General features: G+C 67.0%; 24 protein-coding genes and 3 pseudogenes. 19 read left to right on the forward strand and 8 right to left on the reverse strand.

The window, feature by feature from the left end; genetic code table 11:
* The first annotated feature begins 66 nt into the window (after positions 1–66).
* The 5 genes from ACZK2V_RS08335 (at position 67) to ACZK2V_RS08355 (ending at position 6,044) form a co-directional block, all read left to right on the forward strand.
* Positions 67–564 carry a hypothetical protein gene (locus ACZK2V_RS08335; protein ID WP_049400941.1) on the forward strand — a complete coding sequence of 166 codons (498 nt, stop codon included), beginning with the start codon at positions 67–69 and terminating at the stop codon, positions 562–564.
* Between the two features lie 87 nt (positions 565–651).
* Complete coding sequence (panD, locus tag ACZK2V_RS08340; RefSeq protein ID WP_032128853.1) at positions 652–1,032, forward strand: aspartate 1-decarboxylase; 381 nt, start codon at positions 652–654, stop codon at positions 1,030–1,032.
* Positions 1,029–2,543, forward strand: a complete 1,515-nt coding sequence (gene pgi, locus ACZK2V_RS08345; RefSeq protein ID WP_279912868.1) for a glucose-6-phosphate isomerase — start codon at positions 1,029–1,031, stop codon at positions 2,541–2,543. Before panD ends, pgi begins: the two co-directional genes overlap by 4 nt.
* 316 nt (positions 2,544–2,859) lie before the next feature.
* Positions 2,860–3,066, forward strand: coding sequence for a DUF6229 family protein (locus ACZK2V_RS08350; protein WP_049400943.1), 207 nt, complete (start codon positions 2,860–2,862; stop codon positions 3,064–3,066).
* Positions 3,067–3,146: 80 nt separating this feature from the next.
* Entirely contained in the window at positions 3,147–6,044 is a 2,898-nt protein-coding gene (locus ACZK2V_RS08355) for a type 2 lanthipeptide synthetase LanM family protein (protein WP_201118742.1), read from the forward strand.
* A gap of 18 nt (positions 6,045–6,062) precedes the next feature.
* Here the strand turns inward: ACZK2V_RS08355 and ACZK2V_RS08360 are convergent, their stop codons facing one another.
* On the reverse strand, positions 6,063–6,632 hold the full coding sequence (locus ACZK2V_RS08360; protein WP_012510702.1) for a response regulator transcription factor: 570 nt from the start codon (positions 6,630–6,632) through the stop codon (positions 6,063–6,065).
* The gene (locus ACZK2V_RS08365) at positions 6,629–7,855 is read right to left on the reverse strand and encodes an ATP-binding protein (RefSeq protein WP_032128856.1); all 1,227 of its coding nucleotides are present in this window, start codon (positions 7,853–7,855) and stop codon (positions 6,629–6,631) included. Before ACZK2V_RS08365 ends, ACZK2V_RS08360 begins: the two co-directional genes overlap by 4 nt.
* A 114-nt stretch (positions 7,856–7,969) precedes the next feature.
* On the opposite strand from ACZK2V_RS08365, the gene ispG reads away from it, so the two are divergent.
* From ispG to ACZK2V_RS08380, 3 genes are all read left to right on the forward strand, one after another.
* Complete coding sequence (gene ispG / locus ACZK2V_RS08370) at positions 7,970–9,235, forward strand: flavodoxin-dependent (E)-4-hydroxy-3-methylbut-2-enyl-diphosphate synthase (protein ID WP_049423521.1); 1,266 nt, start codon at positions 7,970–7,972, stop codon at positions 9,233–9,235.
* A complete protein-coding gene (locus tag ACZK2V_RS08375) occupies positions 9,216–9,965 on the forward strand; it encodes a phosphatase PAP2 family protein (RefSeq protein ID WP_032128858.1) in 750 nt (249 codons plus the stop codon). Before ispG ends, ACZK2V_RS08375 begins: the two co-directional genes overlap by 20 nt.
* A gap of 201 nt (positions 9,966–10,166) precedes the next feature.
* On the forward strand, positions 10,167–10,814 hold the full coding sequence (locus ACZK2V_RS08380) for a response regulator (protein WP_004153112.1): 648 nt from the start codon (positions 10,167–10,169) through the stop codon (positions 10,812–10,814).
* 334 nt (positions 10,815–11,148) lie between these two features.
* Here ACZK2V_RS08380 and eda read toward each other — a convergent pair whose 3' ends face one another.
* The 5 genes and pseudogenes from eda to zwf form a co-directional block, all read right to left on the reverse strand.
* On the reverse strand, positions 11,149–11,808 hold the full coding sequence (gene eda / locus ACZK2V_RS08385) for a bifunctional 4-hydroxy-2-oxoglutarate aldolase/2-dehydro-3-deoxy-phosphogluconate aldolase (protein WP_005409068.1): 660 nt from the start codon (positions 11,806–11,808) through the stop codon (positions 11,149–11,151).
* A gap of 231 nt (positions 11,809–12,039) precedes the next feature.
* Positions 12,040–13,956: a phosphogluconate dehydratase gene (gene edd, locus ACZK2V_RS08390; protein WP_049423525.1), complete on the reverse strand. Its 1,917-nt coding sequence runs from the start codon at positions 13,954–13,956 to the stop codon at positions 12,040–12,042.
* 58 nt (positions 13,957–14,014) lie between these two features.
* Positions 14,015–14,738: pseudogene (gene pgl, locus ACZK2V_RS08395) on the reverse strand (6-phosphogluconolactonase).
* On the reverse strand, positions 14,735–15,742 hold the full coding sequence (gene glk, locus ACZK2V_RS08400) for a glucokinase (protein ID WP_049400948.1): 1,008 nt from the start codon (positions 15,740–15,742) through the stop codon (positions 14,735–14,737). Before glk ends, pgl begins: the two are co-directional and overlap by 4 nt.
* Positions 15,739–17,173 (reverse strand): annotated as a pseudogene (zwf, locus tag ACZK2V_RS08405) (glucose-6-phosphate dehydrogenase). Before zwf ends, glk begins: the two are co-directional and overlap by 4 nt.
* 352 nt (positions 17,174–17,525) lie before the next feature.
* On the opposite strand from zwf, the pseudogene ACZK2V_RS08410 reads away from it, so the two are divergent.
* A pseudogene (locus ACZK2V_RS08410) lies at positions 17,526–18,596 on the forward strand (ABC transporter ATP-binding protein); the annotation flags it as partial.
* Positions 18,597–18,757: 161 nt separating this feature from the next.
* Here ACZK2V_RS08410 and ygfZ read toward each other — a convergent pair.
* Positions 18,758–19,633, reverse strand: coding sequence for a CAF17-like 4Fe-4S cluster assembly/insertion protein YgfZ (ygfZ, locus tag ACZK2V_RS08415; RefSeq protein ID WP_486323108.1), 876 nt, complete (start codon positions 19,631–19,633; stop codon positions 18,758–18,760).
* A gap of 39 nt (positions 19,634–19,672) precedes the next feature.
* On the opposite strand from ygfZ, the gene ACZK2V_RS08420 reads away from it, so the two are divergent.
* From ACZK2V_RS08420 to ACZK2V_RS08465, 10 genes are all read left to right on the forward strand, one after another.
* Positions 19,673–19,843 carry a DUF1674 domain-containing protein gene (locus tag ACZK2V_RS08420; protein ID WP_005409075.1) on the forward strand — a complete coding sequence of 57 codons (171 nt, stop codon included), beginning with the start codon at positions 19,673–19,675 and terminating at the stop codon, positions 19,841–19,843.
* 56 nt (positions 19,844–19,899) lie between these two features.
* Positions 19,900–20,292, forward strand: a complete 393-nt coding sequence (gene sdhC / locus ACZK2V_RS08425) for a succinate dehydrogenase, cytochrome b556 subunit (protein WP_005409076.1) — start codon at positions 19,900–19,902, stop codon at positions 20,290–20,292.
* Positions 20,289–20,675, forward strand: a complete 387-nt coding sequence (gene sdhD, locus ACZK2V_RS08430; RefSeq protein WP_005409077.1) for a succinate dehydrogenase, hydrophobic membrane anchor protein — start codon at positions 20,289–20,291, stop codon at positions 20,673–20,675. Before sdhC ends, sdhD begins: the two co-directional genes overlap by 4 nt.
* A gap of 31 nt (positions 20,676–20,706) precedes the next feature.
* The gene (gene sdhA, locus ACZK2V_RS08435) at positions 20,707–22,497 is read left to right on the forward strand and encodes a succinate dehydrogenase flavoprotein subunit (protein ID WP_049423536.1); all 1,791 of its coding nucleotides are present in this window, start codon (positions 20,707–20,709) and stop codon (positions 22,495–22,497) included.
* Positions 22,498–22,563: 66 nt separating this feature from the next.
* Positions 22,564–23,349: a succinate dehydrogenase iron-sulfur subunit gene (locus tag ACZK2V_RS08440; RefSeq protein ID WP_005409079.1), complete on the forward strand. Its 786-nt coding sequence runs from the start codon at positions 22,564–22,566 to the stop codon at positions 23,347–23,349.
* A 98-nt stretch (positions 23,350–23,447) separates the two neighbouring features.
* The gene (locus tag ACZK2V_RS08445; RefSeq protein ID WP_005409080.1) at positions 23,448–23,696 is read left to right on the forward strand and encodes an FAD assembly factor SdhE; all 249 of its coding nucleotides are present in this window, start codon (positions 23,448–23,450) and stop codon (positions 23,694–23,696) included.
* Positions 23,647–24,096, forward strand: a complete 450-nt coding sequence (locus tag ACZK2V_RS08450; protein ID WP_032128867.1) for a hypothetical protein — start codon at positions 23,647–23,649, stop codon at positions 24,094–24,096. The genes ACZK2V_RS08445 and ACZK2V_RS08450 overlap by 50 nt, the downstream gene beginning before the upstream one ends.
* 23 nt (positions 24,097–24,119) lie before the next feature.
* Entirely contained in the window at positions 24,120–25,361 is a 1,242-nt protein-coding gene (locus ACZK2V_RS08455) for a lipoprotein-releasing ABC transporter permease subunit (protein ID WP_049423538.1), read from the forward strand.
* Complete coding sequence (gene lolD, locus ACZK2V_RS08460; protein ID WP_005409083.1) at positions 25,354–26,067, forward strand: lipoprotein-releasing ABC transporter ATP-binding protein LolD; 714 nt, start codon at positions 25,354–25,356, stop codon at positions 26,065–26,067. The genes ACZK2V_RS08455 and lolD overlap by 8 nt, the downstream gene beginning before the upstream one ends.
* A gap of 204 nt (positions 26,068–26,271) precedes the next feature.
* Positions 26,272–26,721: a DUF6491 family protein gene (locus ACZK2V_RS08465; protein WP_049423541.1), complete on the forward strand. Its 450-nt coding sequence runs from the start codon at positions 26,272–26,274 to the stop codon at positions 26,719–26,721.
* Positions 26,722–26,724 lie beyond the last annotated feature (3 nt).

Consider the following 26,724-nt stretch of genomic DNA (forward strand, 5'->3'; position numbering starts at 1 on the left):
GCCGCATGCGGCTCCGGGGCGCCCGCAACGGGCGCCTCTCGACTTCCCACGGACGGGAGACCGGAAATGAAGACCCCCAGCACTGATACCGGCCGTCTTGCCCAGGCCTCGATCCTGGCGGTGCTGGCCGCCGGCATGCTGCCGGCCCAGTTGTTTGGCGGCCTGTTGTTCGCGCTTGAATTCAGGCGCACGCCGATGCCTGCGCTCACCGGCGGTGGGCTGATGTTCGTGTTGGCCGTGTGCAATGCGATCGCGGTGTTGCTGCCGATGGCGCTGATCCTGCAGTCTCAACAGCGGCTGCGCCGGACTGGATTCGTGCTGGTCGGTTTCGGACTGGGCGCGCTGGCCATGGCCACCTGCACCTGGCCGGGCGCGGACAATGGTCCGCTGCTGCAGCGCCTGCGCTATGTCGACACCTTCGACGTGATCAGCTATGCCTTGCAGGTGCTGGCCGCAGGTGGCTTCGGCCTGGTCGCCGGGCTGGCCTTCCATACGGTGTTCCGGCTGTCTCTGGAGGGCCGTTCCGGGCATGCCGCGCCGCCGCCGCCGGGGGAGGGCGCCTGAACAGCCTTCAGCGTCCTGCTGCGGCCCCCTGACGATGGCCAAGCGGGTGCTAGAATCCGCTCTTTCCTTTGCCGTTGCAGCGCCCCCATGCACCTGTCCCTGCTCAAGACCAAGATCCACCGCGCCACCGTCACCCATTCCGAGCTGAACTACGAAGGCTCGATCGCCATCGATGACAACCTGCTGGCTGCCACCGGCATCCGCGAGTTCGAGCAGGTGCACATCTGGGACGTGACCAACGGTGCGCGCTTCTCGACCTACGCCATCCGCGCCGAAGCCGGCAGCGGCGTTGTCTCGCTCAACGGTGGTGCTGCGCGCCACGTGCAGGTCGGTGACATCATCATCATCGCCGCGTTCGCCAGCATGACCGAGCAGGAAGCTGACAGCTTCAAGCCGAAGCTGGTGTACGTTGATGGCAAGAACCAGATCTCCCACACCAACGACACGATCCCGACCCAGGCCGCATGACAACGAACAACGGATTCGACTCGCTGCATTCCCACGCCCAGCGCCTGAAGGGCGCAAGCATTCCCAGCCTGCTCGCCGCCGAACCCGGCCGCGTGCAGGACCTGGCGCTGCGGGTCGGTCCGTTGTACGTCAACTTCGCGCGGCAGAAATACGATGCCGCGGCGTTGCAGGCCCTGCTCACGTTGGCCGCCGACCGTGATGTCGGTGGTGCCATCACCCGCTTGTTCCGTGGCGAGCAGGTCAACCTGACCGAAGGTCGCGCCGCGCTGCATACCGCGCTGCGCGGCGACGTGGTCGATGCGCCGGTGGCGGCCGAGGCCTATGCCACCGCGCGCGACATCCGCCAGCGCATGGGCGTGCTGGTGCGTGCGCTGGAAGACAGCGGCGTCACTGACGTGGTCAGCGTCGGCATCGGTGGTTCCGATCTCGGTCCGCGCCTGGTCGCCGATGCGTTGCGCCCGGTCACCGGCGCGCGCCTGCGCGTGCATTTCGTATCGAACGTGGACGGCGCCGCCATGCAGCGCACACTGGCCACGCTGGATCCGGCGAAGACCGCCGGCATCCTCATCTCCAAGACCTTCGGTACCCAGGAAACCCTGCTCAACGGCCAGATCCTGCACGACTGGCTGGGTGGCAGCGAGCGCCTGTACGCGGTCAGTGCCAATCCGGAACGTGCCGCCAAGGCCTTCGCGATCGCTGCCGATCGCGTACTGCCGATGTGGGACTGGGTCGGTGGCCGTTATTCGCTGTGGTCGGCCGTTGGTTTCCCGATCGCGCTTGCGATCGGCTTCGAGCGCTTCGAGCAGCTGCTGGACGGCGCCGCGCAGATGGATGCGCACGCGCTGGATGCACCGCTGGAGCGCAACCTGCCGGTGCTGCACGGCCTGACCGACATCTGGAACCGCAACGTGCTGGGCCATGCCACGCATGCGGTAATGACTTACGACCAGCGCCTGGCGCTGCTGCCGGCCTACCTGCAGCAGCTGGTGATGGAAAGCCTGGGCAAGCGCGTGCAGCGTGACGGCCAGCCGGTCACCACCGACACCGTGCCGGTGTGGTGGGGCGGCGCGGGCACCGATGTGCAGCACAGCTTCTTCCAGGCACTGCATCAGGGCACCAGCATCGTTCCGGCAGATTTCATCGGCTGCGTGCACAACGATGATCCCTACACGATCAATCACCAGGCCCTGCTGGCCAACCTGCTCGCACAGACCGAGGCACTGGCCAATGGCCAGAGCAGCGATGATCCGCACCGTGATTACCCGGGCGGTCGCCCGAGCACGCTGATCCTGCTCGACGCGCTGACCCCGCAGGCGCTGGGTGCGCTGATCGCCATGTACGAACACGCCGTGTACGTGCAGTCGGTGATCTGGAACATCAATGCCTTCGACCAGTTCGGTGTCGAGCTTGGCAAGCAGTTGGCCAGTGGCCTGTTGCCGGCGCTGCAGGGTGAGGATGTGGCGATTGCCGATCCGATGACCCGCGAGATCCTGGCGCAGCTGAAGGGCTGACCCGGCCTGCGGATGTGCCGGCGCCGGCCGGCCATCCGATGCCTCTGGGGTTGCCTTCGATCCGGTCGCGCAGGAATGGCGGCGCGGCCACTCATTCCACGTCACTTCCGTACCGCACGTGCAGCGTATTCGTGCGCCCTGCCGCAGCGCAGCTTGACGCACTTCGCACGCGGATGCAGTGTGCACGGGCGGCTGTACCTGTCATCCAGTATCGCTCGCAGCATGATGTTGATGCCAGGGACTGGCCGTATCCGAAGGGACGTGGAATCGATCCATGTCCTCAACGCCTCATGTTGTGAATGACAGGAGATTGCGAATGGATCTGAACGACGATGTTGTGTCCGGCTGGCTCAATGGCTCGGACGATGTGGATGGGTGTGCCAACCCTGCGGGTTCGCTGTTCATCTATGGCGCTGGGGCCACCGAGTCCGCGCTCACGTCGGCCTCCGACACCCTGATCACCGGTGGCGGTACCGAGTGCACCACCACGATGTCGGTGGTCAATCACTGCCTGTGCTGTTGATGTAGCCCGAGCCGGCACGCAGCGGCTTGCGCTGCGTGCCGGCGACTGGAACAGACTCTGGACACTTTGCAGGGGGCGTAATGACCGCTTCTCCGGCTGCGGCCGCGTTTGCGCGCATCACCGAACATTTTCTTGTCGACGCGCGCACAGTGTTGGCGGCTGGCCTGCATGACCCCGCCATCGATCTGCGGCCAGACGAGCGCGCACTCCTGCATGAGCAGGGCGATGCGGCGCTTCGTGAACATGCCCAGCTCAAGCTCAACCGCGTACTGCTGCTGGAACTGCATGCGGCCGCGCGCGGTGGTGACATCGGCCCGCTTGAGGGCGCCGGTGCGCTGGACGAATTCGTGGCCCTCGCCACCGGCGAGGGCTTCCATGAGCATCTGCAGCGACGCTACCCGGTGCTGCTGCCGCGACTGTCGCGCATGCTCGAAGGACAATGTGCGGCTGTGGTGGAGCTGGCCGCGCGCATCGGCCGTGATCGTGCGCTGCTGACGGACCTGCTCGGCAGTCCGGCAGGATCGCTGCGTGCGGTGTCGCTGGGGCGCGGTGACCTGCACGGTGGCGGCCGGACCGTGGCGCGGTTGCAGTTCGACGGCGGTACGCTGATGTACAAGCCGCGCTCGCTGCGCATCGATGCCACGCTTGATGGCCTGCTTGAAGCCGTCTTCGGCGAGGGCCCTGGCCGGGTACGCGTGCCGCGCGTGGTGGATCGTGGCAGCCACGGCTGGGCTGCATTTGCCGAGCACCGTTATTGTTCCGGTGACGAAGAGCTGCGCGCCTACTACCGCGGTCTCGGTCACTGGCTGGCCATCCTGCGCCTGGTGGGCGGGACCGACATCCATCTGGAGAACCTGATCGCGGTCGGGCCGGTGCCGGTGGTGGTCGACGCCGAAAGCGTGTTCTCGCAGGTCATCGACGTCGAACCATCCGGTCTGGGCGATGCCTATGACACGGCAGTCAAGCTGATGCGCAATTCGGTGCTGCGCACCGGTATCGTGCCGTTCCGCACCACCGGCCTCGGCATGGAAGGCGTGGACCTGTCCGCCGCCGGCGCACTGCCGGGCGAGCAGCCGCGTGTGCAGGTGCCGGTGATCATCGAAGACGGGACGGCGCCGGCGCGGCTGGGCCTGGTCGAGGCAGAGGTCGCCATCGCACAGAACCATCCGAGCCCGCAGCCCGATGTGTCGTTGTACTGGGATCACATCAGCGAGGGTTTCGTCGATGCCAGCGGGCGCCTGCGTGCGCTGGATGCCAGGGGCGAACTGATGCCGTTGCTGGCCGGTTTCGAAGGCTGCCAGGTGCGCGATGTGCGGCGGCCGACCATGGCCTACGCCGAGCTCGGGCGGATGCTCTGGCATCCGGCATCGCTGCACAAGGAAGCCCAGGCGGTTGAACGCGCGATCGATCTGCTGGTGCGCAATGCAGCGGTGTCACCGGCTGCGCCATCGGACCTGGAAACCGTACGTGGAGAAGTGGACGACCTGCGCCACGGTGACATTCCGATCTTCACTTCACAGCTTGACGCGACCCGCATCCGCTCCATCGCCGACAACTGGCGTGCGATGCGCATCGACCTCGAAGACGTGACCATCCGCAGCACGTTGGTGGCCACCGACCTGAACCAGCACGCGCTGGCCCGCGCCGAGGCTCGGGCCGGCTATAGCTACGCCGCGCAGCAGCCTCGCGCGGACGATCTGGACCTGCGCCGACGAACGCTTGCGGCACACGCGGTGAAGAATCTTCTGCGGCTTGCCGTGCACGGTGAAGACGGTTCGATGACCTGGATCACGCCCGAGGTGACCCGCACAGGATGGACCGTCCAGCCGGTGCAGCCCGACCTGTATTTCGGGCTGGGAGGCATTGCGTTCGCGCTGGCGGCCTACCGCCGGGAAGTGGAGCAGGGACGTGCCGATCCGGTGGCTGGGTTGGATCCGGCCATCGAAGGCGCCATTGCGGTGTTCCAGACCATGTGCGAGCGCCATCCCGCCGGGATCGATGGTGGTTTCGTCGGCTCGGGCTCGCAGATCTGGACCCTGCTGGCATTGCATGATCTGCTGCAGCGCCCCGCACTGCTCGCGCTGGCCGAGCGCTGTGCGGAAGGAGTGGAACGTCGTGGTTTCCAGGGGCCGGTGAAATTCGAACTGATTGATGGCGTGTCCGGCATGATCCTGCCGTTGCTGGCGCTGGCCGAGGCCACCGGCAGATCGCGCTGGCTGGAGTTGGCGGCTGCAGCCGGGCGCCGCATGCAGGAAGCAGCGATCGTCGATGCCGACGGCGCACGCTGGCCGACGCCACAGTTCCGCGAGCCGATCGGTGGCTTTGGCCACGGCGCGATGGGCATGGGCTGGGCGCTGGCACGGCTGGCGCGTTCGGATGCCGGCAGCGTGCCTGAGCGGGCCGCCTGGCGGCAGCTGGCCGAAGGAGCCTTTGCGTTCCAGGCGGCGCTGTTCGAGTCGCATACCGGGCGCTGGCGCGATATCCACCTGGAGGACGGGCAGAAGAATTTCCCGACCTGGTGCCATGGCAGTGTTGGCATCGGTCTGGCGGCGGCGGATCTGTACGCCCGCACCGGCGATCCCGCGCAGTTGCGTGACATGCGGCGGGCTGTGGCCGACGCGCGCGGCAAATGGGGGTTCAGCCACACCCTGTGCCATGGCGATGTGTCCACCCGGGAGTTGCTGGTGCTGGCGGCTGCGTTGGATCCGGAGGGGTGTCCCTATCCGCAGGACGAGGCCGCCATCGAGATCGTTTCTTCGATTGAGGAGCACCGGGGCATGGTCGGCGGGCTGACCCGCGCGGCCTTTACTCCGGGCCTGATGATCGGTCTGGCAGGTACGATCTATGGCTTCCTGCGCATGCATCCGGCCTGCACGCTGCCGTCGCCGCTGCTGCAGGAGACGGTAGCGGCGCGGGTCGATGCGTCGGCGTCGCGCTCCAGCGCCGCGCAGGACCGAGCAGTGCTGGCCGAGGTCTGAGCCGGACGGGTCCGGCGATCAACGGCTGGGATCGCGTTCCGGGCTCGGCCGCTTGGCCAGCTTGCGCTGCAGCGAACGCCGGTGCATGCCGAGCAGGCGGGCGGCTGCGGACACGTTGCCGCCGGTCTCGTGCATCGCCTGCTGGATGTGTTCCCACTGCAGGCGGCTGATCGGCGTCATCGCATCAGGCACTTCCATTTCACCATCGTCGGCCGGGCCGTCGTCTTCCTCGCCGAGCGCGCGCAGGATCATCGGCACCGTGGCCGGCTTCGGCAGGTAGTCGTCGGCACCGAGCTTGATCGCCTCCACGGCGGTGGCGATGCTCGCGTAGCCGGTCACCAGCAGGATGCGCATGTCCGCGCGCAGGGCACGCAGCGGCTGGATCAGTGCCAGGCCGGAATCGCTGCCCAGCTTCAGGTCGATCAGCGCGAACGCCGGCGGATGCTGGCGGGCCAGCGCCAGCGCACTGGCGGCATCCTGTGCGGTCTGCGTTTCAAGCCCCTTGCGGGCCAGGCTGCGCTGCAGGGTGCGCAGGTACAGCTCGTCGTCGTCGACCAGCAGGCCCAGGGTGGAGTGATGAAGGCTCATGGGGTGTCCTCACGTGGGGTCAGCGGCAGGCGGAAGCCGACGCGGCTGCCGGCCCCCTGGGCCGGGCGCATCCACATCTCGCCGTCGAGGCGTTCGATGGTGGCATGGGACAGGGCCAGGCCGACGCCCATGCCCTCGCTTTTGCTGCTGCCGAACAGCTTGCCCGGCAGCACCGCGGCACGGGCGTCGAAGCCGTGGCCGTAGTCGCGGACTTCGCCGATCAAGTCGTCGCCTTCGATGCGCAGGTCCAGGTCCACGCGCGGCCGGCCGGCCTGTTCGCCGGCATCGGCGGCATTGTTGAGCAGGACCATCAGCAGATGGCCCACGCCCGGGTCGAGTGGCAGCCGCAGCGGCGCATCGTCATTGCGATGCAGGTCGATGGTCGGCCGCACCAGGCGCCACTGTTCCAGTACCTGCTGGGCGCTGGAGTGGCTGCGACCCGGTGCATCGGCCGAGGCCGGTGCGGCCAGCGCCAGCACGCGCTCGCGGCACTGCACCAGCAGCTCGCGCAGGGTTTCCATGTCTTCGCGTACTTCGGGCTCTTCGCTGCGCTCGGCGACGTCATCGGCGAGCAGCGTCATGGTCGCCAGCGGCGTGTTCAGTTCATGCGCCACCGAGGCGGCATGGGTGGCCAGGGCGACGATGCCCTCGTTGCGGGCGAAGCGTTCGCGCAGGGCCGACAGTTCCAGTTCGCGCTGGCGCAGCGCCAGTGCCAGGCGGGTGGAAAAGGTCAGCACGACCGCTGCGGAAATCAGGAAATTGGCGACCACGCCCCAGCGGTTGAGGTCCTGGGCGCGGAAATAGCCATCCGGCAGCGACTGGCCGAAGATGCCGCTGGCGGCGTAGCCGAGCAGGCAGGCCAGCGCCACCGCCAGTGCCCAGCGCAGGGGCAGGGCGAACGCGGCGAGCGCGATCAGGATCAGGAACAGCGAACTGAACGGGTTGGCCATGCCGCCACTCCAGCCCACCATCCAGGTCAGGATGATCACGTCCACCAGAATGTGGCCGAATGCGGTCAGTGGCGCGGTGTCGGCCGCCTCCGGGCGCAGCTGGGTGTAGATGTTGAACAGGGTCAGCACGGCCACGCCCGCCCACAATGGCAGCTGCGGCAACGGCAGGCCCAGCACCCAGGTGGCAACCAGGATGGTGGCGGCCTGGCCGCCTACGGCAAGCCAGCGCAGGCTGCACAGGGTTCGGAGAAACGGGGCGTCGGGACCGGTCATTCACGCTCATCGTATGCGTTCACGCGTGACCGTGCCTGCGACAATCGGCCGCAGCCGTGCCGCCGGCTGAATGCGAGTCACCCGGAATGCGGAGGCGGGCGGTAGAATGCGCCCATGCACGACGCCGTTACCCGCCCGACGCCCCCTTCCGATGCCACTGCCTGGCCCCGCCGCCAGACCCATGCCGTCCAGATCGGCGGGGTCACCGTAGGCGGAGGCAAGCCGGTCGTGGTGCAGTCGATGACCAACACCGATACCTCCGACGTGGCCTCCAGCGTGAAGCAGGTGGCCGAGTTGTGGCGTGCGGGTTCGGAAATGGTGCGGCTGACCGTCAATACCGTGGAAGCGGCTGCGGCGATCCCGCGCATTGTCGACAAGCTGGCGATGATGGGCATCGACGTGCCGCTGATCGGTGACTTCCATTACAACGGCCATCAGCTGCTGACCGCCGAACCGGCCTGTGCCGAAGCGCTGGCCAAGTACCGCATCAACCCGGGCAATGTCGGCTTCGGCAAGAAGAAGGACCTGCAGTTCGCCCAGCTGATCGAGTTCGCGATCCGCTACAACAAGCCGGTGCGCATCGGTGCCAACTGGGGCTCGCTGGACCAGGCCCTGGCGGCAAGGCTGATGGACGAGAACAACCTGCGTGAGCAGCCCTGGGACGCCGGCCGCGTGCTGCGCGAGGCGCTGATCCGCTCGGCGCTGGATTCGGCAGAGCAGGCGGTGGAGCTCGGCCTGCCGCGCGACCGCATCGTGCTGTCGGCCAAGGTCAGTGGCGTGCAGGAGCTGATCGCGGTGTACCGCGACCTGGCCCAGCGCTCGGATTTCGCCCTGCATCTGGGCCTGACCGAGGCCGGTATCGGCAGCAAGGGCATCGTCGCCTCGTCCGCGGCGCTGAGCGTGCTGCTGCAGGAGGGCATCGGTGACACCATCCGCATCTCGCTGACCCCGGAACCGGGCCAGTCGCGTACGCAGGAAGTGATCGTCGCCCAGGAGCTGCTGCAGACCACCGGCCAGCGCGCCTTCACGCCGCTGGTCACGGCCTGCCCGGGCTGCGGCCGCACCACCTCCGAGTTCTTCCAGGAGCTGGCCAAGGTGGTACAGAACCACGTGCGCGAGAAGATGCCGCTGTGGAAGATCCACCACCCGGGTGCGGAGAACATGACCCTGGCGGTGATGGGCTGCATCGTCAACGGGCCGGGTGAGTCGCGCCATGCCAACATCGGCATCTCGCTGCCGGGCACCGGTGAAACCCCGGCTGCGCCCGTGTTCGTCGATGGCGAGAAGAAGGTGACCCTGCGTGGCGACAACATCGCCCAGGAATTCGTCGCCCTGATCGACGATTACGTCGAACACAAGTATGTCCGAAGCGCCGGATAAGCCTGCGATCCTCGCTGCACCGGAGTCCGCCTCCGGCTTCCGCCACTGGATGGCGCGCAATGCCTGGCGCTTGGTCCTGCTGTTCGGTGGCGTGCTGCTGCCGCTGGCCGGCTTCGTCGCCCTGGCTGACGAGGTGCACGAGTTTGAATCGTTCCATTTCGATGCGCCGCTGCTGTGGCAGATGCATGGCCTGCATTCGCCGCTGCTGGACCGCTTCTTCGTGCTCATTTCCAGACTGGGCTACGAATGGTTCCTGATCCCGGCCGACGTGCTGATCATCGGCGTGCTGCTGGGCTACCGGCGTTGGCGCGAGGCGACCTTCGTGGCGGTCAGCTTCGTCGGCTCGGCGCTGCTGAACATGGGCAGCAAGCACTTCTTCCAGCGCCAGCGCCCCAGCCTGTGGGAATCGATCGCGCCGGAATCGACGTTCAGCTTCCCCAGCGGCCATGCGATGGGCTCGATGACCCTGGCAGTGACCCTGGTGCTGCTGGCCTGGAACACCCGCTGGCGCTGGCCGGTGCTGCTGCTGGCACCGGCATTCAGCCTGCTGGTCAGCGTGTCCCGGGTCTACCTGGGGGTGCATTACCCCTCCGATATCCTGGCCGGATGGTGTGCCGCGCTGGTTTGGGTGGTAGGGTGCTATCTGGTCATGTTCAGTCGCCGGCACCCATGGCGACGTCACGGCTCGCCGCCAGCGAAGGCCAGCGAAGCATCATCACAGGGGGATTGACGTGGATGGCCCTTGAGGGACGTCTACGTGATAGATCAGTTGTTTCGTTGCAGCAGGTTCTGCAAGACAGGGGGCAAGCACAACGCGCGGTAGTGTGATGCGCAAGGCAGATTGCCGGGGTCGCATTCCGAACGCGCTTGCAGGGGTATCGGCACCCTGCCTAGCTTGACCTGCAATGGCCGCATTCGAAGAGGTACGTGAATGACGATTCGAGTCTACCTGGTGGATGACCACGCGCTGGTCCGCACCGGGATGAAGATGATTCTGTCGGGGGAAACCGACATCGAGGTGGTGGGCGAAGCCGAGACCGGCGAAGACGCGCTGCGTGAAGTCCGCCAGCTGCTGCCCGATGTGGTGCTGTGTGACCTGCATCTGCCGGGTGTGAGCGGCATGGAAGTGACCGAGCGCATCGTGCGCAGCCACCGCAATACCCGCGTGGTGATCGTGTCGGTGCTGGAAGATGGCCCGCTGCCGAAGCGGCTGCTCGAGGCTGGCGCCGCCGGTTACATCGGCAAGGGCTGCGATGCGCAGGAGCTGTTGCGCGCGGTGCGTGACGTGGCCGGTGGCCGCCGTTACCTGGGCACCAGCATCGCGCAGAACCTGGCGCTGTCGACGGTGGAAGGCAACGGTTCGCCGTTCGACAGCCTGTCCCCGCGCGAGCTGGAGGTGGCGTTGCTGCTGACCCAGGGCCTGCGCCAGGAAGACATCGCGCGGCGGCTGAGCCTGAGTGCGAAGACGGTGAACACGCACAAGGCGCGGTTGTTCGAGAAGATGGGGATCCACGACAACATCGCGTTGGCGCGGATGGCCAGCCAGTACGGGCTGGTGGATCCGGCACGGCCGCTGTAAGGGTTTCGGCCAACGGCTGAGCCCCTCGCGGTGGTGGTGCGGTTGGATTGTGGTGGTTGGCCGGGCGGATGGGTTGAGCAGGGGACGCTGCAAGTACGTCCTTGTAAGCTCGGTCGCCGCATCCATGCGGCTCACGCCCCTGCACAACCCATCCGCCCGGCCACGGACAGTTTCCGTGCGCCGCCACCGCGGAATGAAGATTGAAAAGCAGGAGCGGGTCGCGCGCTTTGCGCGCTCGTCGCCTGGGGTCGGATCCCTTTCCCGGTGGGAAAGGGCTCTGACCCTTGATGATGCCGGAGCCGAGCGTGGGCTCGGCTCTACCCCTTTGTCGGGCTCAGTGGCCGCGTACGCGCTGGATGATCTTGGCGGCGTCTGCGGCGCTGGCGCGCACCTTGTCCCATTCCCCGTTGGCGATCCAGTTGCCCGGCACCATCCACGAACCACCGATGCAGACCACGTTCTTCTGCTCGAGGTATTCGGCGGCGGTGTTCTCGGTGATGCCGCCGGTCGGGCACAGCTTCAGGTCCGCCACCGGGCCGGCCAGTCCCTTGATCATTGCCAGGCCACCCACAGCCGTGGCCGGGAACAGCTTGCACACGCGGAAGCCGCGGGCGTAGAGCGACAGCAGCTCGGTCGGGGTGGCCGCACCCGGCACCACCGGCAGCGGTGCGGCGGCCAGTGCATCAGCCAGTGCTGGCGGCGTACCCGGGGTCACCAGGAAATCCGCACCCGCATCGATCGACTGCTGCATCTGCTCCACGGTCAGCACCGTACCGGCACCCACCACCACGTCCGGCAGCTCGCGCTTGAGCATCGCCAATGCTTCCATCGCCACTGGCGTACGCAGGGTCAGCTCGATCGCCGGCAAGCCACCTTCCAGCAGCGCCGCACTGACCGCCCGCGCCTGGTCCAGCGTATGAATCGTCACCACCGGCAGGATGCCCGCCGCACGCAACAGCTCCGCCGCCTTCACCTGATGTTGTTCGATACCCATAGCTCTGCTTCTGCCTTTGCTTTCGAATTTGATTTTCAGTGATCACTTCGCGGCGCGAGGGCGCCGGGAAACTGTCCTGAGGCGGCGGGTAGCCCCCACCAGGACCGTGAGCGCCATGGATGGCGCGACCGAGCCCCCATGGATGGGTTTACGGCGTGTCCTGGTGGGGGCTACCCGCCGCCTCAACCAGGACACTCACCGCCAACGCACACCCGCAACGCTCTTCAACCCTCAGGCGTCTTTCGCCTCATGCGGCGCCGCCGCCGCCGCGGCATCGTGCCCCAGCTCATACTCCGCGTCGTACTCCCACGGCCCACCATCAGCCGCCGCCGGCCCGCACGAAATCGAAATCGCGCCCTGATCAGCCGGACCCACCACACGACGGTTGATCGCGAACAGGTTGCGGCCCAGATCATGCGCGGCAGGCGCGGTGTTCGGCGCCAGCGGACGTGCAGCCCATTCGGCTGCGTCCACCAGCACTTCCAGCGTGCCGGCCTCGCCATCGAGGCGGATCATGTCGCCCTCGCGAACCTTGGCCAGCGGACCACCCCGCGCCGCTTCCGGCGTCACATGGATCGCCGCAGGGATCTTGCCCGAGGCGCCGGACAGGCGGCCGTCGGTGACCAGCGCCACGCGCCGGCCCTGGTTCTGCAGCAGGCCCAGCAGCGGCGCCAGCGAATGCAGTTCCGGCATGCCGTTCGCACGCGGGCCCTGGTAACGCACCACCGCCACGAAATGCTCGGGCAACAGGCCGCCGGCATGCAGCTTGTTCAACACCTGCGGTGCATCGACCACCACGGCCGGTGCTTCGATCGTGCGGTACTGCGGCTTCACCGCCGACAGCTTGATCAGCGATTTGCCCAGGTTGCCGCGCAGCAGGCGCAGGCCACCCTGGTGCTCGAACGGATTGTCGACGCCACGCACCACCTCTTCGTCGGCGCTGCGTTCCAGACCCGGCAGGTAGACCAGCTTGCCGTCGCGCAGCTGCGGTTCGCGTGCGTAGTCGGCCATGCCGCCACGCGCCACGCTGACCAGGTCGCCGTGCATCAGGCCGGCCTTGATCAGTTCGCCGAACACGAAGGCCGGGCCGCCTGCTGCGGCGAAGCGGTTTACATCGGCTTCGCCGTTCGGGTAGACGCGGGCCAGCAGCGGAATCAGCTGTGACAGCTCGTCGAAGTCGTCCCAGGTCAGCACGATGCCGGCCGCACGCGCCACCGCGATCCAGTGGATGGTGTGGTTGGTCGAGCCGCCGGTCGCCATCAGCGCAATGACCGCATTGATAATCGCGCGCTCGTCGATGATCCGGCCCAACGGGCGGAAGTCCTCGCCGAGTGCCGTGATGTCGAGCGCTCGCTCGGTGGCTTCACGGGTCAGGGCGTCGCGCAACGGCGTGCCTGGATTGACGAACGATGCGCCCGGCAGCTGCACGCCCATCGCTTCCAGCAGTACCTGGTTGGAATTGGCAGTGCCGTAGAAGGTGCAGGTGCCGGCGCCGTGGTACGACGCGGACTCCGCTTCCAGCAGTTCTTCGCGGGTGGCTTCGCCGGCAGCATAGCGCTCGCGCACTTCGGCCTTCTGCTTGTTCGGAATGCCCGGGGTCATCGGGCCGGCCGGCACGAACACCGCCGGCAGATGGCCGAAGGCCAGCGCACCGATCAGCAGGCCCGGCACGATCTTGTCGCAGACACCGAGGTAGACGGTGGTGTCGAACATATCGTGGCTGAGCCCGATCGCGGTGGCCTGCGCGATCACATCGCGCGAGAACAGTGACAGTTCCATGCCGCCGCGGCCCTGGGTGACGCCGTCGCACATCGCCGGCACGCCGCCGGCCACCTGTGCGGTGGCGCCCAGCTCGCGGGCGATCTCGCGGATCTGCTCGGGATAGGTCTCGAACGGCTGGTGCGCAGACAACATGTCGTTGTAGGCGGTGATGATGCCGAGGTTCGGCGTCACGCCACCGCGCAGGCGGCTCTTGTCGGTGCCGCCGCAGGCGGCGAACCCGTGGGCGAGGTTGCCGCAGCTCAGGCGGCTGCGGAACGGGCCTTCACGCAGCGAGGCGTCGATCGCGGCCAGGTAGGCGGCACGCGAGGCGGCGCTGCGGCGGATGACACGCTGAGTGATGGCTTGCAGTTGCGGATGGAGGCTCATTGGCTACCGGCGTTCGTGGTGGCGAGAGGCAAGCGGCGGCACGGTGCCGCCGCCAACATCAATCAGCCCAGTGGACGCGCAGGCGCGCCGTCCAGGTTGATCGCATTGAGGATCGGGTACTGCTGGGCATCGTTGCTGTCCAGCGCCTGGCGCAGCACCTGCAGCTTCTGCTTGCCGCGCAGCAGCAGCAGGCGCTGGCGGCACTGGCGCAGGCCATGCGGGGTCAGGGTGATGCGCAGCGGCCACTGGTTGGCACCCGGGCAGCCGGTGGCGTCCAGCGCGGCATAGGGCAGGGTGCTTTCCAGTGCACGGGCCAGGTCCTTCGAGCCGGGGAACAGCGAGGCGGTGTGGCCGTCGTTGCCCATGCCCAGCGCCACCAGGCTCGGCGGTTGGCTGTGCTGCGCCTGCAGGTTGGCGGTGTACACGCATTCCGGAAGCGGCTTGCCGATGCGCACCAGCGGATCGAAATGCGCACCTTCGGCGCGCTTGAGCAGATTCTCGCGCACCAGCCAGGCATTGCTGTCGCGATCCTGCGGCGACAGCCAGCGCTCATCGGCCAGGCTCACTTCCACGCGGTCCCAGTGCACGTCCAGTTCGGCCAGCGCCTGGTACACCGGTGCCGGCGTGGTGCCGCCGGACAACAGGATGCGGGCGCGGCCCACTTCGTTGATGTCGTGGTTGAGGGTCTGCGCCATCTCGGCGGCCACCGCCTCGATCCAGCCATCGGCATCGCCGTGCTGGATGAACTCCATGCGGTCGTCGTGGAAGGTGGTGGGGCTCATGCGGCAACTCCAGGTGCGTCACGTTCGGCGTCGGCGGCATAGGCGGCGGCGCCCAGCAGTCCGGCGTGGGGGTGCATCACGGCCAACGAGGGCACCCGCGCCATGATCGAGGAGAAGCGGCCCTTGTGTTCGAAGCGCTGGCGGAACCCGGAGTGCTGCAGCGAATCGAGCATCTTCGGGGTCAGCCCGCCGGTCAGGAACACGCCGTCCCACGCGCCCTGGGTCAGCACCAGGTCGCCTGCGATGGCGCCGAACACGGCGCAGAACACATCGACGGTGCGCATCGCCTGCGGGTCACCGTGCAGGGCGCGGGCCGTCACGTCCACCGGCTGCAGTTGGCCCGGATCGATGCCGGCCATCTCGCATACGGCGCGATGGATGTTGACCAGGCCAGGGCCGCAGATCAGGCGCTCGTTGGAGACGCGGCCGAACTGTTCGGACAGGATCTCCAGGATGCGGATCTCCTCCGGGGTTCCCGGCGGGAAGCTGACATGGCCGCCTTCGGTTTCCAGCGGGTAGCAGCGGCCGTGGCGCAGGATCAGGCCACCGACACCCAGGCCCGTACCCGGCCCGATCACCGCGTAGTTGCGCGGCTGGCCGGGTTTGCCCGGCACCCAGGCGGCACCGCCGACCTGGACCACGTCATCGGGCTGCAGCAGCGAAATCGCCATCGCCTGTGCGGCGAAGTCGTTGATCAGGTGCAGCTCGTTGAAGCCGAGCATGGCGGCGGTGCGGCTGCGCGAGATCACCCACGGGTGGTTGGTGATGCGCGCTTCGTCACCGTCGACGCGACCGGCCACCGCGAACACGCCGCGGCTGGCCGTGGCGCCGATCTGTTCCAGATGGTGGCGCGCGGCATCACCCAGCGACGGGAACTCCGCTACCGCGTATTCGCGGATGCTGTCCTTCTGCAGCGGTGCGTCCTGCGAGGTGTCGGCCAGGGCGAAGCGGGCGTTGGTACCGCCGATGTCGGCGACCAGCACCGGCTGCGAGCTGGCACTCATGCCGACGCTCCGCTGTCCGGCGCGTCCACGCCCTGCGGCAGGAACTCGCCCGCGTTGGCCGGGCCCCACTGGCCGGCGGGGTAGGGTTCCAGCGGCAGCTTGGCATCCTTCCAGGCGTCGGCGACGCTGTCGATCCACGCCCAGGCGGCGCGCACTTCGTCATCGCGCACGAACAGCGTGTGGTTGCCGTTGAAGGCATCCAGGAACAGGCGTTCGTAGGCGATGCGGCGGTGCAGGCCAGTCGGCACCGACAGTTCCAGTTCCAGCGGATGCAGCTCCAGCGCGCCCCATTCCGGGCCGGCCAGGCTGCTCATCAGGCCCAGTTCGATGTTTTCCTGCGGCTGCAGCTGGAACACCAGGCGGTTCGGTGCGGCCTGCGCGCTGCGGGCGCTCGAACAGCCAGTGGGTGACCGGCTTCAGCGTGACCACCACGCGGGTGGTGCGTTCGGGCAGGCGCTTGCCGGTGACCAGGTGGAACGGCACGCCGCTCCAGCGCCAGTTGTCGATATGCGCGGTGACCCCGGCGAAGGTCTCCACGTCGCTGCCTTCCGGCGGCTGGTAGGCCTGCGCGGGCTGGCCATTGATGGTGCCAGCGGTGTAGCGGCCACGGATGCTGTCACGCGCGGCGTGCCTGGCGTCGAGCGGGCGCAGGGCGCGCAGCACCTTGACCTTCTCGTCGCGGATGCGATCGGCTTCCAGCGAGGCCGGCGGTTCCATCGCCACCATGCACAGCAGCTGGAGGATGTGGCTCTGCACCATGTCGCGCAGCGCGCCGGAGCGGGCGTAATAGGCATCGCGGCCATCCACGCCTTCGCTTTCGGCCACCAGGATGTGCACCGATTCGATGTAGTTGCGGTTCCACACCGCTTCCAGCAGCGTGTTGCCGAAGCGCAGCGCGATCAGGTTCTGCACCGCTGCCTTGCCCAGGTAATGGTCGAGGCGGAACACGCGGTCCTCATCGATCCACTGGCCGATGGTGCTGATGATTTCCTCGGCGCTCTCGCTGTCGCTGCCGATCGGCTTTTCCAGCATCAGGCGTGCCGGTGCGGCGAGGGCGCCGCCCTTGGCCAGGCCTTCGCAGGTGGAGATGTACAGGCCCGGCGGAATGGCCAGGTAGCTGACGCACTTGCGGTGCACCAGGTCGGCGACCGCGGCGGCCACCGAGTCGACGTCGCGCAGGTCCACCGAACGGTAGTCGATGCGGCGCAGCAGGGCGCCGATGTCTTCCTGCGTGGCCATCGGCATGGCCTGTTGCAGTCGCGGCCGCAGGATGTCATGGAAGGCTTCGGTGTCATGCCTGGACAGGGCCAGCGCGCGGATGCGGAAATCCTCCGGCAGCAGGCCGTCGCCAAGCAGGCGAAGCAGCGAAGGGAACAGGTAGCGCTGGGCCAGATCACCTGTGGCACCGAACAGGAAGAGGGTGTCGTGCATCGCTCGAGTTTCAGATCCGGGTGACATCGTTGTCAATCGCTTCATGGCTGGGTTCGGGGGACATCCGCGCAACTGCCTGTCCGAGGTTCGTCAGGGGCGTTTTCCGGGGTGCCGGAAGACGGTTCCATTCGAAACCACTGCCTCGGCGGAACCTTCGTTCAACCGCCGACGCAGATCGGTGCGCACCGATCATCGGATAGTGCCACGTGAAAACGTTTACATGGCAGAATGGGCAACTGTATTCGATTGCAGTGCTCGCCGTCATGCGGCAGGCGCGCAATCATCACTGCCATCGGGAGGGCCGAGGCAGTCCCAAAAGACAGCCCGGCTTCGGGCGGACCGGATAGGTGATATGGCAAAAGTGCAGTTGCAGGGTGTGCGCAAGGTCTATGACAACGGCCAGGTCGCGGTGAAGGACGCCAGCTTCGAAGTCGCCGATGGCGAACTGATGGTGCTGGTCGGTCCATCCGGCTGTGGCAAGTCGACCCTGCTGCGGATGGTGGCTGGTCTGGAAGAGATCAGCGGCGGCACGCTGACCATCGGTGATCGCGTGGTCAACGACGTGGCGCCGAAGGATCGCGACATCGCGATGGTGTTCCAGAGTTATGCGCTGTACCCGCACATGACCGTGGCCGAGAACCTGGCCTTTGGCCTGAAGCTGCGCGGTCACGACAAGGCGACCATCGACAAGCGCATCGCCGAGGCGGCGCAGACGCTGGGCCTGACCGAGATGATGGACAAGCTGCCCAAGGCGATGTCCGGTGGCCAGCGCCAGCGTGTCGCGCTGGGCCGTGCGCTGGTGCGCGAGCCGGCGGTGTTCCTGCTCGACGAACCGCTGTCCAACCTGGATGCCAAGCTGCGCCACAGCGTGCGTACCGAGATCGCGCAGCTGCACCGCAAGCTGGGCACCACCATGATCTACGTGACGCACGACCAGGTCGAAGCGATGACCCTGGGCCAGCGCATCGTGGTGCTGAAGGATGGCGTCATCCAGCAGATCGATACGCCGATGGCGCTGTACGATCGCCCCGCCAACCTGTTCGTGGCCGGCTTCCTCGGCAGCCCGGCGATGAACGTGCTGCGCGGTACGCTGCAGGGCGATGCCGGTGGCGTGACCGTGGTCGATGGTGAGTGGCGTGCACCGCTGGGCCAGGCCACCATCGATCCGGCCTGGCTGCAGAAGCCGATCGCGGTGGGCGTGCGTCCGGAACACCTGCAGCCGGCGGCCGCCGACGATGCGCATGCGTTCGTCGCACGCATTGAAGGCATCGAACCGGTCGGTAACGAGATCTTCGTCAACCTGAGCAGTGGCCAGCACGCGCTGACCATGCGCGTAGCGCCGCAGTCGCTGCCGGCGGTGGGCGAGCAGATCCGCGTGGCGATCCACCCGCAGGGCCTGCATTTCTTCAATCCGGAAACCGGCGCGCCTGTAAGGGGTAGTGCCGGCCGCTGGCCGGCAACCTCAACCCTGCATGGTTGCCGGCCAGCGGCCGGCACTACCATTTCAGGCGTGCGGACCAACGGTCCGCACCCACCGGGTCGGTCACTAGATCCACGCCATACGTGGATGAGAGCCCTTCAGATTCAGCGCGCCAGGCCATGCAGCAGCGGCACGCGCTGCGCGGCGGCGCCGCCTACCTGCAGCTCGGTGTCGCCGGCCTCCAGTGGGAGCACCGCCAACGCCAGGTCACCAGCCACGCAGGCAATCGTGCCCAGCGCTGCGCCATCCTGCTGCACGCCATCGCCGGCCTGCGCCGGTGCCGCGGTATGCAGCAGCTGCACCGCGCGCTTGGCTTTGCCGAGGAAGTGGGTGCGGGCGACGATTTCCTGGCCGGGATAGCAGCCCTTCTTCACGCTGTAGCCGTTCAGGCGGTCCAGGCCCAGCTGCTGTGGCGTCCACACTTCGCGCTGGCTTTCCTCCAGCCGCGGCAACCCGTAGCGCAGGTCGGCCTGGCGCCAGGCCAGGGCGAAAGCGGCCTCATCGGTGTCGCTGCCGGCGGCAAAGGCATCTGCCGTGCCGATGCGCAGGGTGCGCGGCAGGGCGTCGCTGCCAAGGTCCAGCTCCCAGCCGTCACCTGCAGCATGCGCGATCGCGGCGCCGCTGGCGGCCTCGGGCGCGGTGAAGGCGCCGGCCACGGCCAGATCGCTGCGCACCAGCACTTTCACCTTGCGGCGGAACACGAAGCGCTGCAGTTGCGACGCAATCGCATCGGCATCGCCGTCAGCCAGCACCAGCATCACGTGGTCGTCGGCCAGCCGAAGCAGCTGGAACACCGCCAGGGTGCGGCCCTTGGCGCTCAGCCAGGCGCTCCACTGCCAGTGCTGCAGGGGCAGGGCGGTGACATCGCTGCTGAACTGGGCGTGGGCAAAGACAGCCGCATCCGGGCCCTGCAGGCTCAGCAGCTGGTGGCCGGGCAGGCGCGGATATCCGACGAAAGCAGGGGGCAGGTTGTCAGGCACGTGAACGAGGTCTAAAATTTGTGCGTTGCGAGACCGAACATGATAGGCCAAACAACCCCCACTCCCGACGACGAATCTGAAGCCCCGCTGGTCCCCGCGGCACCCGTGCCCGTGGAACAGGAAAAAGCAGAAGAATTCGGCGGCCGCGGCGGACTTGATCCGGTGCGGTATGGCGATTGGGAGAAAAACGGACGCTGCATCGATTTCTGATCAGCATTGAGCCAACGCGGCCGCGTGCCGCCCAGCCGAGACAACGAGCCCAGCGAATGGCGACCAGACAACGCCCACTTTCCCCGCACCTTCAGGTGTATCGCTGGCAGATTCAGATGGCCACCTCGATCCTGCATCGAGCCACTGGCGTCTTTCTGTCTGTTGGTGCCCTCATCATCGCTGCCGGCCTGCTGGCCCTGATGATGGGGCCCGAGTCCTGGAACTGCTTCACCGGCCATGCCGGGGCCTGGTATGGCCGCGTGTTCCTGTTCGCGTGGACATGGTCGTTCGCCTATCACCTGTGCAATGGCATCCGCCATGTGGTGCAGGACTTCGCCATCGGCTTCAGCATCCCCGCCTTCATCCGCAGCAGCTGGCTGTCGGTCACCGGCAGCCTGGTGATCACCCTGCTGGTGTGGGCCTATGTGATGTTCGGAGGTGCCGCGTGAGCAAGTTCCGTACCCCGTTGAAGAACGTGCGCGGCCTCGGTTCGGCCAAGACCGGCACCGAGCACTTCGTGCACCAGCGCCTGACCGCCGCCGCCCTGGTGGTGCTGGGCATCTGGTTCCTGGTCTTCGTGCTGGGCCTGCTGGGCTCGGATTACGCGACTGCCGCCGCTGCCGTGGCCAAGCCGTGGAATGCGGTGCCGCTGATCGGCCTGCTGATCGCCATGTTCTGGCACGCGCAGCTCGGCATGCAGGTCGTGCTGGAAGACTACATCCACGAATCGCTGCTGGCTCTGGTGCTGCAGACCGCGGTGAAGTTCGTCGCCGTGCTCGGCATGATCGTCAGTGTGTTTGCGGTGGGCCGCATCGCCCTCGGCGTTGCCTGAGCCCAGGCACCAACACAGGAATCCAGATTAGATGTCCGCTTACAAGATCACCGAACACAAGTACGACATGGTCGTGGTCGGCGCCGGCGGTGCCGGCCTGCGCGCCACGTTCGGCCTGGCCGCCAAGGGCCTGCAGACCGTGTGCCTGACCAAGGTCTTCCCGACCCGTTCGCACACCGTTGCCGCCCAGGGCGGTATCTCGGCCGCACTCGCCAACATGGGCGAGGACGACTGGCGCTACCACTTCTTCGACACCATCAAGGGTTCGGACTGGCTGGGCGACCAGGACGCCATCGAATACATGTGCCGTGAGGCCATCCCGGCCATCATCGAGCTCGAACACTACGGCGTGCCGTTCTCGCGCACCGCCGAAGGCAAGATCTACCAGCGTCCGTTCGGTGGCATGACCACCAAGTACGGCGAAGGCCCGGCGGCGCAGCGTACCTGCGCGGCGGCCGACCGTACCGGCCACGCGATGCTGCACACGCTGTACCAGCAGTCGCTGAAGCACGACGCGCGCTTCATGATCGAGTACTTCGCACTCGACCTGATCTTCGATGACGAAGGCGCCTGCCGCGGCGTGCTGGCCCTGGACATGTCCGACGGCACCCTGCACCTGTTCCGCGCCCAGGGCGTGGTGCTGGCCACCGGCGGTTACGGCCGTGCCTACTTCAGCGCCACCTCGGCGCACACCTGCACCGGCGACGGTGGCGGCCTGGCCATGCGTGCCGGCATCGCCATGCAGGACATGGAGTTCGTGCAGTTCCATCCGACTGGCATCTACGGTGCCGGCTGCCTGATCACCGAGGGTGTCCGCGGTGAAGGTGGCATCCTGCGCAACAGCAGCGGCGAGCGCTTCATGGAGCGCTACGCACCGCACTACAAGGACCTGGCCTCGCGCGACGTGGTCAGCCGTTCGATGACCATCGAGATCCGCGAAGGCCGCGGCGTCGGCGAGCACAAGGACCACATCCTGCTCGACCTGACCCACCTCGGCCCGGGCGTGATCGACGAGAAGCTGCCGGGCATCGCCGAGAGCGCCCGCATCTTCGCCGGCGTCGACGTGCACAAGCAGCCGATCCCGGTCATCCCGACCGTGCACTACAACATGGGTGGCATCCCGACCAACTACCACGGCGAAGTCGTGCGCAAGGTCGGCGACAACCCGGATGCGGTGGTGCCGGGCCTGTACGCCATCGGTGAAGCGGCCTGCGTGTCCGTGCACGGCGCCAACCGCCTGGGCTCGAACTCCCTGCTGGACCTGGTGGTGTTCGGTCGTGCAGTGGCCAACCGTTGCGCCGAGACCATCAAGCCGGGCGCGTCGCACAAGCCGCTGGCGGCCGATGCCTGCGACAAGGCGCTGGGCCTGCTGGACAAGCTGCGCCACGCCAACGGCGATACCCCGACCTCGGTCATCCGCGATCGCATGCAGCGCACCATGCAGGCCGACGCGGCGGTCTTCCGCACCAGCCAGACGCTGAAGGAAGGCTGCGAGAAGATGGACAAGATCTTCGACTCGTTCCAGGACGTGAAGGTCTCCGACCGTTCGCTGGTCTGGAACTCGGACCTGATCGAGACCTACGAGCTGAACAACCTGCTGCTCAACGCGGTGGCGACGATCAACTCGGCCGAACAGCGCAAGGAAAGCCGCGGCGCGCATGCGCACGAGGACTATCCGGACCGCGACGACGTCAACTGGCAGAAGCACACCCTGGTCAGCGTCGACGAGAAGGGCAAGTGCAGCTTCGACTACCGTCCGGTGCACATGTACACGTTGACCGACGACGTGTCCGTGGTGCCGCCGAAGCCGCGCGTGTACTGATCCGACCCCGCCTACCATGCAATCCGCGCCCACGGGCGCGGGCCGCCTGAGCCAACGAGAGCAGCCATGGCCGAGTTTTCACTCCCCAAGAATTCCAAGATCACGAAGGGCAAGCACTTCCCCGTCAAGAACGGCGGCAAGAACGTGCGCACCTTCAAGATCTACCGCTGGAGTCCGGACGACGACAGCAACCCGCGCACCGATACCTATGAAGTCGATCTGGACGCCTGTGGCCCGATGGTCCTGGACGCCCTGATCAAGATCAAGAACGAGATCGACCCGACCCTGACCTTCCGCCGCTCCTGCCGCGAAGGTATCTGTGGTTCGTGCGCGATGAACATCGACGGCACCAACACCCTGGCCTGCACCCGAGCCATCTCGGACTGCGGCAAGAAGGAAGTGCCGATCTACCCGTTGCCGCACATGAACGTGGTCAAGGATCTGGTTCCGGACCTGACCCACTTCTACGCGCAGTACGCCTCGATCAAGCCGTGGATCCGCACCCAGACTCCGGCACCGCCGGATCGTGAGCGCCTGCAGTCGCCGGAAGACCGCAAGAAGCTGGACGGCCTGTACGAGTGCATCCTGTGCGCCTGCTGCTCGACCAGCTGCCCGAGCTACTGGTGGAACGGCGAGCGTTACCTGGGCCCGGCGATCCTGCTGCAGGCCTACCGCTGGATCATCGACTCGCGCGATGAGGACACCGGTGCGCGCCTGGACGATCTGGAAGATCCGTTCAAGCTGTACCGCTGCCACACCATCATGAACTGCGCCCGGACCTGCCCGAAGGGCCTGAACCCGGCGCTGGCGATCGCCGAGATCAAGAAGCTGATGATGGAACGCCGCGCCTGATCAGGCCTGGCTGTACCCGGTAGAGCCACGCCACGCGTGGCTGTGCCACCCCAGTAGAGCCACGCCATGCGTGGCTTTGCTGTATCTGGAGAAACATGATGGAAGAAGACGTTCTGCTGAAGAAGCTGCGCTGGCGTTGCCGCCGCGGCATGCGTGAGCTGGACCAGCTGTTCGGTCGCTACCTGGACCACGAATGGAGCACTGCGCCGACCGAAGAGCGCGAGGTTTTCCTGTTCCTGCTCGACTGCGAGGACGATAAGTTGTGGCGCTGGTTCATGGGCTACGAGGCCTGCCCGCATGCGCACGCGATCCCCCTCATGCAGAAGATCCTCGCCCTCAAGCCTTGAGTGGCGCCCCTCACGGCTGCAGGCCGCCGCCCAGTTGGCGGTGCTGCTGGCTGCGCCCTGGCTGCTGCGCGCATCGGATCTGCCTTCACGGTTGCTGATGCCCGCGGTGGTGCTGGCCTGGGTCATCGGGTTGGCCGAACTGGCCTGGCGACAGCGCAGGCCGCGCGTGCAGGTGCTTCTGCCGGCACCGCCCGAGCCGCTGCAGGTGGCCGGGCAGGACGCCGATGCACCCCAGCTGGTCGTGCGTGGCCCATGGCTGTTGTTGCTCTGGCGTGAGGATCGGCGCCGCCGGCGCCTGCTGTTCTGGCCGGATGTGCTCGATTCCGGGCAGCGACGTGAACTGCGACTGGCCGTGGCCGCACGTGGCGTTTCCCGTAGGCCCCGGTCGATGGCACCATAAGCTGAATTGACCGGCGTGCCTGCATGTTCAAACCCATTCCCGTGGCCATTGGCCTGCGCTACCTGCGCGCCAAGCGCCGCAACGGCTTCATCTCCTTCATCTCGATGGCATCGATCCTGGGCATCGCGCTCGGCGTCACGGTGCTGATCACCACCCTGGCCGTGATGAGCGGTTTCCAGAAGGAAATCCGCAGCCGCCTGCTGCAGATGACCGCGCACACCACCATCAGCCGCGACGGCGAGCCGATGCCGGACTGGATGCGCGTGGTCGACGTGGCCCGCAAGGACCCGCGCGTGGCCGGTGCTGCGCCGTACATCGAGATCCAGTCGATGATCAGCGGCCCGCGCGTGCAGGGCGCGATCATCCAGGGCATCGATCCGGCGCTGGAGCCGAAGGTATCGGTGATCGACAAGAAGGTCACCAAGGGCAGCTATGGCAGCCTCACGCCGGGCAGCTTCAACCTGCTTCTGGGCAAGGAACTGGCGATCTGGCTGGGCGTTGATGTCGGCGACCAGGTGCTGGTGACCTTCGCCGAAGTGCAGGGCACGCCTGCCGGTGCGGTGCCACGGATGAAACGCTTCACCGTCAGCGGCATCTTCGAGGCCGGCTACAACGAGGTCGACCGCGGCGTCGGCTTCGCCAACATGAAGGACCTGGAGCGCGTGCTGCGTTCCGATGGCGCCACCGGCGTGCGGCTGAAGCTGCACGACATGGACCGCTCGCTGGAAGTGGGCGTGGACCTCGCGCAGAACCTCGGTGGTGCGTACCGCGTGAGTGACTGGACCCAGCAGAACGCCAACCTCTACCACTCGCTGCGCATGGAGAAGGTGGTGATGGGCATCCTGCTGTCGCTGATCATCGCCATGGGCGCGTTCAACCTGGTGTCCTCGCAGGTGATGCTGGTCACTGACAAGCAGGCCGACATCGCCATCCTGCGCACGCTCGGCCTGACCCCGGGCGGGGTGATGCAGGTGTTCATGGTGCAGGGCTCGCTGATCGGCATCTTCGGCACGCTGGCCGGCCTGCTCGGTGGCATCACCCTCACACTCAACCTGGAGCGCATCCTGGGTGCCATCGAGAGTGTGTTCAACGTCAAGCTGATGCCGGAGGATGTGTACTACATCACCGGCCTGCCGACCGACATGCAGACCGGCGACGTGGTGGCGATCACCGTGGTCGCGCTGCTGATGAGCTTCCTGGCCACCCTGTATCCCGCCTGGCGGGCAGCACGCACCCAGCCGGCGGAGGCCCTGCGTTATGAATAAGGTCTTCAACCGCGGCGATGAAGTGATCCGCGCCGAAGCACTGGGCAAGACCTACGCCGAAGGGCGCATGCAGACCCCGGTGTTCGATGGCCTGGACCTGACCGTGACCGCCGGCGAAACGGTGGCGATCATCGGTGCTTCCGGTGCCGGCAAGAGTACGCTGCTGCACCTGCTGGGTGGCCTGGACATTCCGACCGCCGGCGAGGTCTATGTGACCGGCCAGCGCATGTCAGCGCTGTCCGATACCGCGCGCGGCCTGCTGCGCAACCAGGCGCTGGGCTTCGTCTACCAGTTCCACCACCTGCTGCCTGAGTTCACCGCGCTGGAAAACGTGATGATGCCGGTGCTGCTGGCCGGTACTGCAGTGGCCGAGGCGAGCAGCCGGGCCACCACGCTGCTGGAAGCGGTCGGCCTTGGCCATCGCCTGGACCACAAGCCCGGCGAACTGTCCGGTGGCGAACGCCAGCGTGCCGCAGTGGCGCGTGCGCTGGTCAATCATCCGGCCTGCGTGCTCGGGGACGAGCCGACCGGCAACCTCGATGACCGCACCGCGGCGACGGTGTTCGAGCTGATGCTGGAACTGAATCGTGCGCGGCATACCAGCCTGGTGTTGGTGACCCACGACCGCAGCCTGGCACGGCGCCTGGACCGGGTGCTGGAGCTGCGCGAGGGGCGCCTGCACGCGCTGGCCCACGCCGACGTCTGAGGCGCTGGGCCCGCTTTGGTGGAAGCCGACCTTGGTCGGCTGCTCTTGCAGGGCAAGCACCAACCAAGGTTGGCGACTACCGGAATCCGGAGCCTTGGGCCTGCTTGGGGCGACCGCCGACCGGCTGCTGAATGGGGTACTGGCTTTCGCGCCGGCGTTGTCTGCGCAGGCGCATGATGGCGACAGTTCCCCGAGGAGATCGCCATGAAGACCCCGATCCTGATGGCCGGACTCTGCCTGGCGCTGGCCGCCTGCGCGACCACCGGCCGGCTCAGCTCTGCCGAGAAACTTGACCTGTACCGTGCCCATGCCGGCGCGCCTCAGAACGACATGCAGTTCTTCGGCAGCCTCAACGGCTGGACCGAACTGGGTGACAACGCGCTGGCGGTGTGGACGCGTCCCAGCGAGGCCTATCTGCTGGAATTGAGGGGTCCCTGCCAGGACCTGCCGTATGCCACCGCCATCGGCCTGACCAGCCAGATGAACCGTGTTTCGGCGCGCTTCGACAAGGTGCTGGTGCGGGACCCTGCCGGTGGCCCGCGCATGCCGTGCTTCATCGACAGCATCCGCAAGCTGGACGTGAAGGCGCTGCGCGCCTCCGAGCAGGAGCTGCGCCAGGCGCAGGTGCAGGAGCGCGAGGAAAGCACGAAATAGCGC

The sequence above is a fragment of the Stenotrophomonas sp. 93052_Sma genome, assembly GCF_056481145.1.

What these genes read in the sequence shown, in the direction of transcription:
- ACZK2V_RS08335 (WP_049400941.1), top strand. Translation starts at nt 67, where the DNA reads ATGAAGACCCCCAGCACTGATACCGGCCGTCTTGCCCAGGCCTCGATC.
- panD (WP_032128853.1), top strand. Translation starts at nt 652, where the DNA reads ATGCACCTGTCCCTGCTCAAGACCAAGATCCACCGCGCCACCGTCACC.
- pgi (WP_279912868.1), top strand. Translation starts at nt 1,029, where the DNA reads ATGACAACGAACAACGGATTCGACTCGCTGCATTCCCACGCCCAGCGC.
- ACZK2V_RS08350 (WP_049400943.1), top strand. Translation starts at nt 2,860, where the DNA reads ATGGATCTGAACGACGATGTTGTGTCCGGCTGGCTCAATGGCTCGGAC.
- ACZK2V_RS08355 (WP_201118742.1), top strand. Translation starts at nt 3,147, where the DNA reads ATGACCGCTTCTCCGGCTGCGGCCGCGTTTGCGCGCATCACCGAACAT.
- ACZK2V_RS08360 (WP_012510702.1), bottom strand. Translation starts at nt 6,632, where the DNA reads ATGAGCCTTCATCACTCCACCCTGGGCCTGCTGGTCGACGACGACGAG.
- ACZK2V_RS08365 (WP_032128856.1), bottom strand. Translation starts at nt 7,855, where the DNA reads ATGACCGGTCCCGACGCCCCGTTTCTCCGAACCCTGTGCAGCCTGCGC.
- ispG (WP_049423521.1), top strand. Translation starts at nt 7,970, where the DNA reads ATGCACGACGCCGTTACCCGCCCGACGCCCCCTTCCGATGCCACTGCC.
- ACZK2V_RS08375 (WP_032128858.1), top strand. Translation starts at nt 9,216, where the DNA reads ATGTCCGAAGCGCCGGATAAGCCTGCGATCCTCGCTGCACCGGAGTCC.
- ACZK2V_RS08380 (WP_004153112.1), top strand. Translation starts at nt 10,167, where the DNA reads ATGACGATTCGAGTCTACCTGGTGGATGACCACGCGCTGGTCCGCACC.
- eda (WP_005409068.1), bottom strand. Translation starts at nt 11,808, where the DNA reads ATGGGTATCGAACAACATCAGGTGAAGGCGGCGGAGCTGTTGCGTGCG.
- edd (WP_049423525.1), bottom strand. Translation starts at nt 13,956, where the DNA reads ATGAGCCTCCATCCGCAACTGCAAGCCATCACTCAGCGTGTCATCCGC.
- glk (WP_049400948.1), bottom strand. Translation starts at nt 15,742, where the DNA reads ATGAGTGCCAGCTCGCAGCCGGTGCTGGTCGCCGACATCGGCGGTACC.
- ACZK2V_RS08420 (WP_005409075.1), top strand. Translation starts at nt 19,673, where the DNA reads ATGATAGGCCAAACAACCCCCACTCCCGACGACGAATCTGAAGCCCCG.
- sdhC (WP_005409076.1), top strand. Translation starts at nt 19,900, where the DNA reads ATGGCGACCAGACAACGCCCACTTTCCCCGCACCTTCAGGTGTATCGC.
- sdhA (WP_049423536.1), top strand. Translation starts at nt 20,707, where the DNA reads ATGTCCGCTTACAAGATCACCGAACACAAGTACGACATGGTCGTGGTC.
- ACZK2V_RS08440 (WP_005409079.1), top strand. Translation starts at nt 22,564, where the DNA reads ATGGCCGAGTTTTCACTCCCCAAGAATTCCAAGATCACGAAGGGCAAG.
- ACZK2V_RS08445 (WP_005409080.1), top strand. Translation starts at nt 23,448, where the DNA reads ATGGAAGAAGACGTTCTGCTGAAGAAGCTGCGCTGGCGTTGCCGCCGC.
- ACZK2V_RS08450 (WP_032128867.1), top strand. Translation starts at nt 23,647, where the DNA reads ATGCGCACGCGATCCCCCTCATGCAGAAGATCCTCGCCCTCAAGCCTT.
- ACZK2V_RS08455 (WP_049423538.1), top strand. Translation starts at nt 24,120, where the DNA reads ATGTTCAAACCCATTCCCGTGGCCATTGGCCTGCGCTACCTGCGCGCC.
- lolD (WP_005409083.1), top strand. Translation starts at nt 25,354, where the DNA reads ATGAATAAGGTCTTCAACCGCGGCGATGAAGTGATCCGCGCCGAAGCA.
- ACZK2V_RS08465 (WP_049423541.1), top strand. Translation starts at nt 26,272, where the DNA reads ATGAAGACCCCGATCCTGATGGCCGGACTCTGCCTGGCGCTGGCCGCC.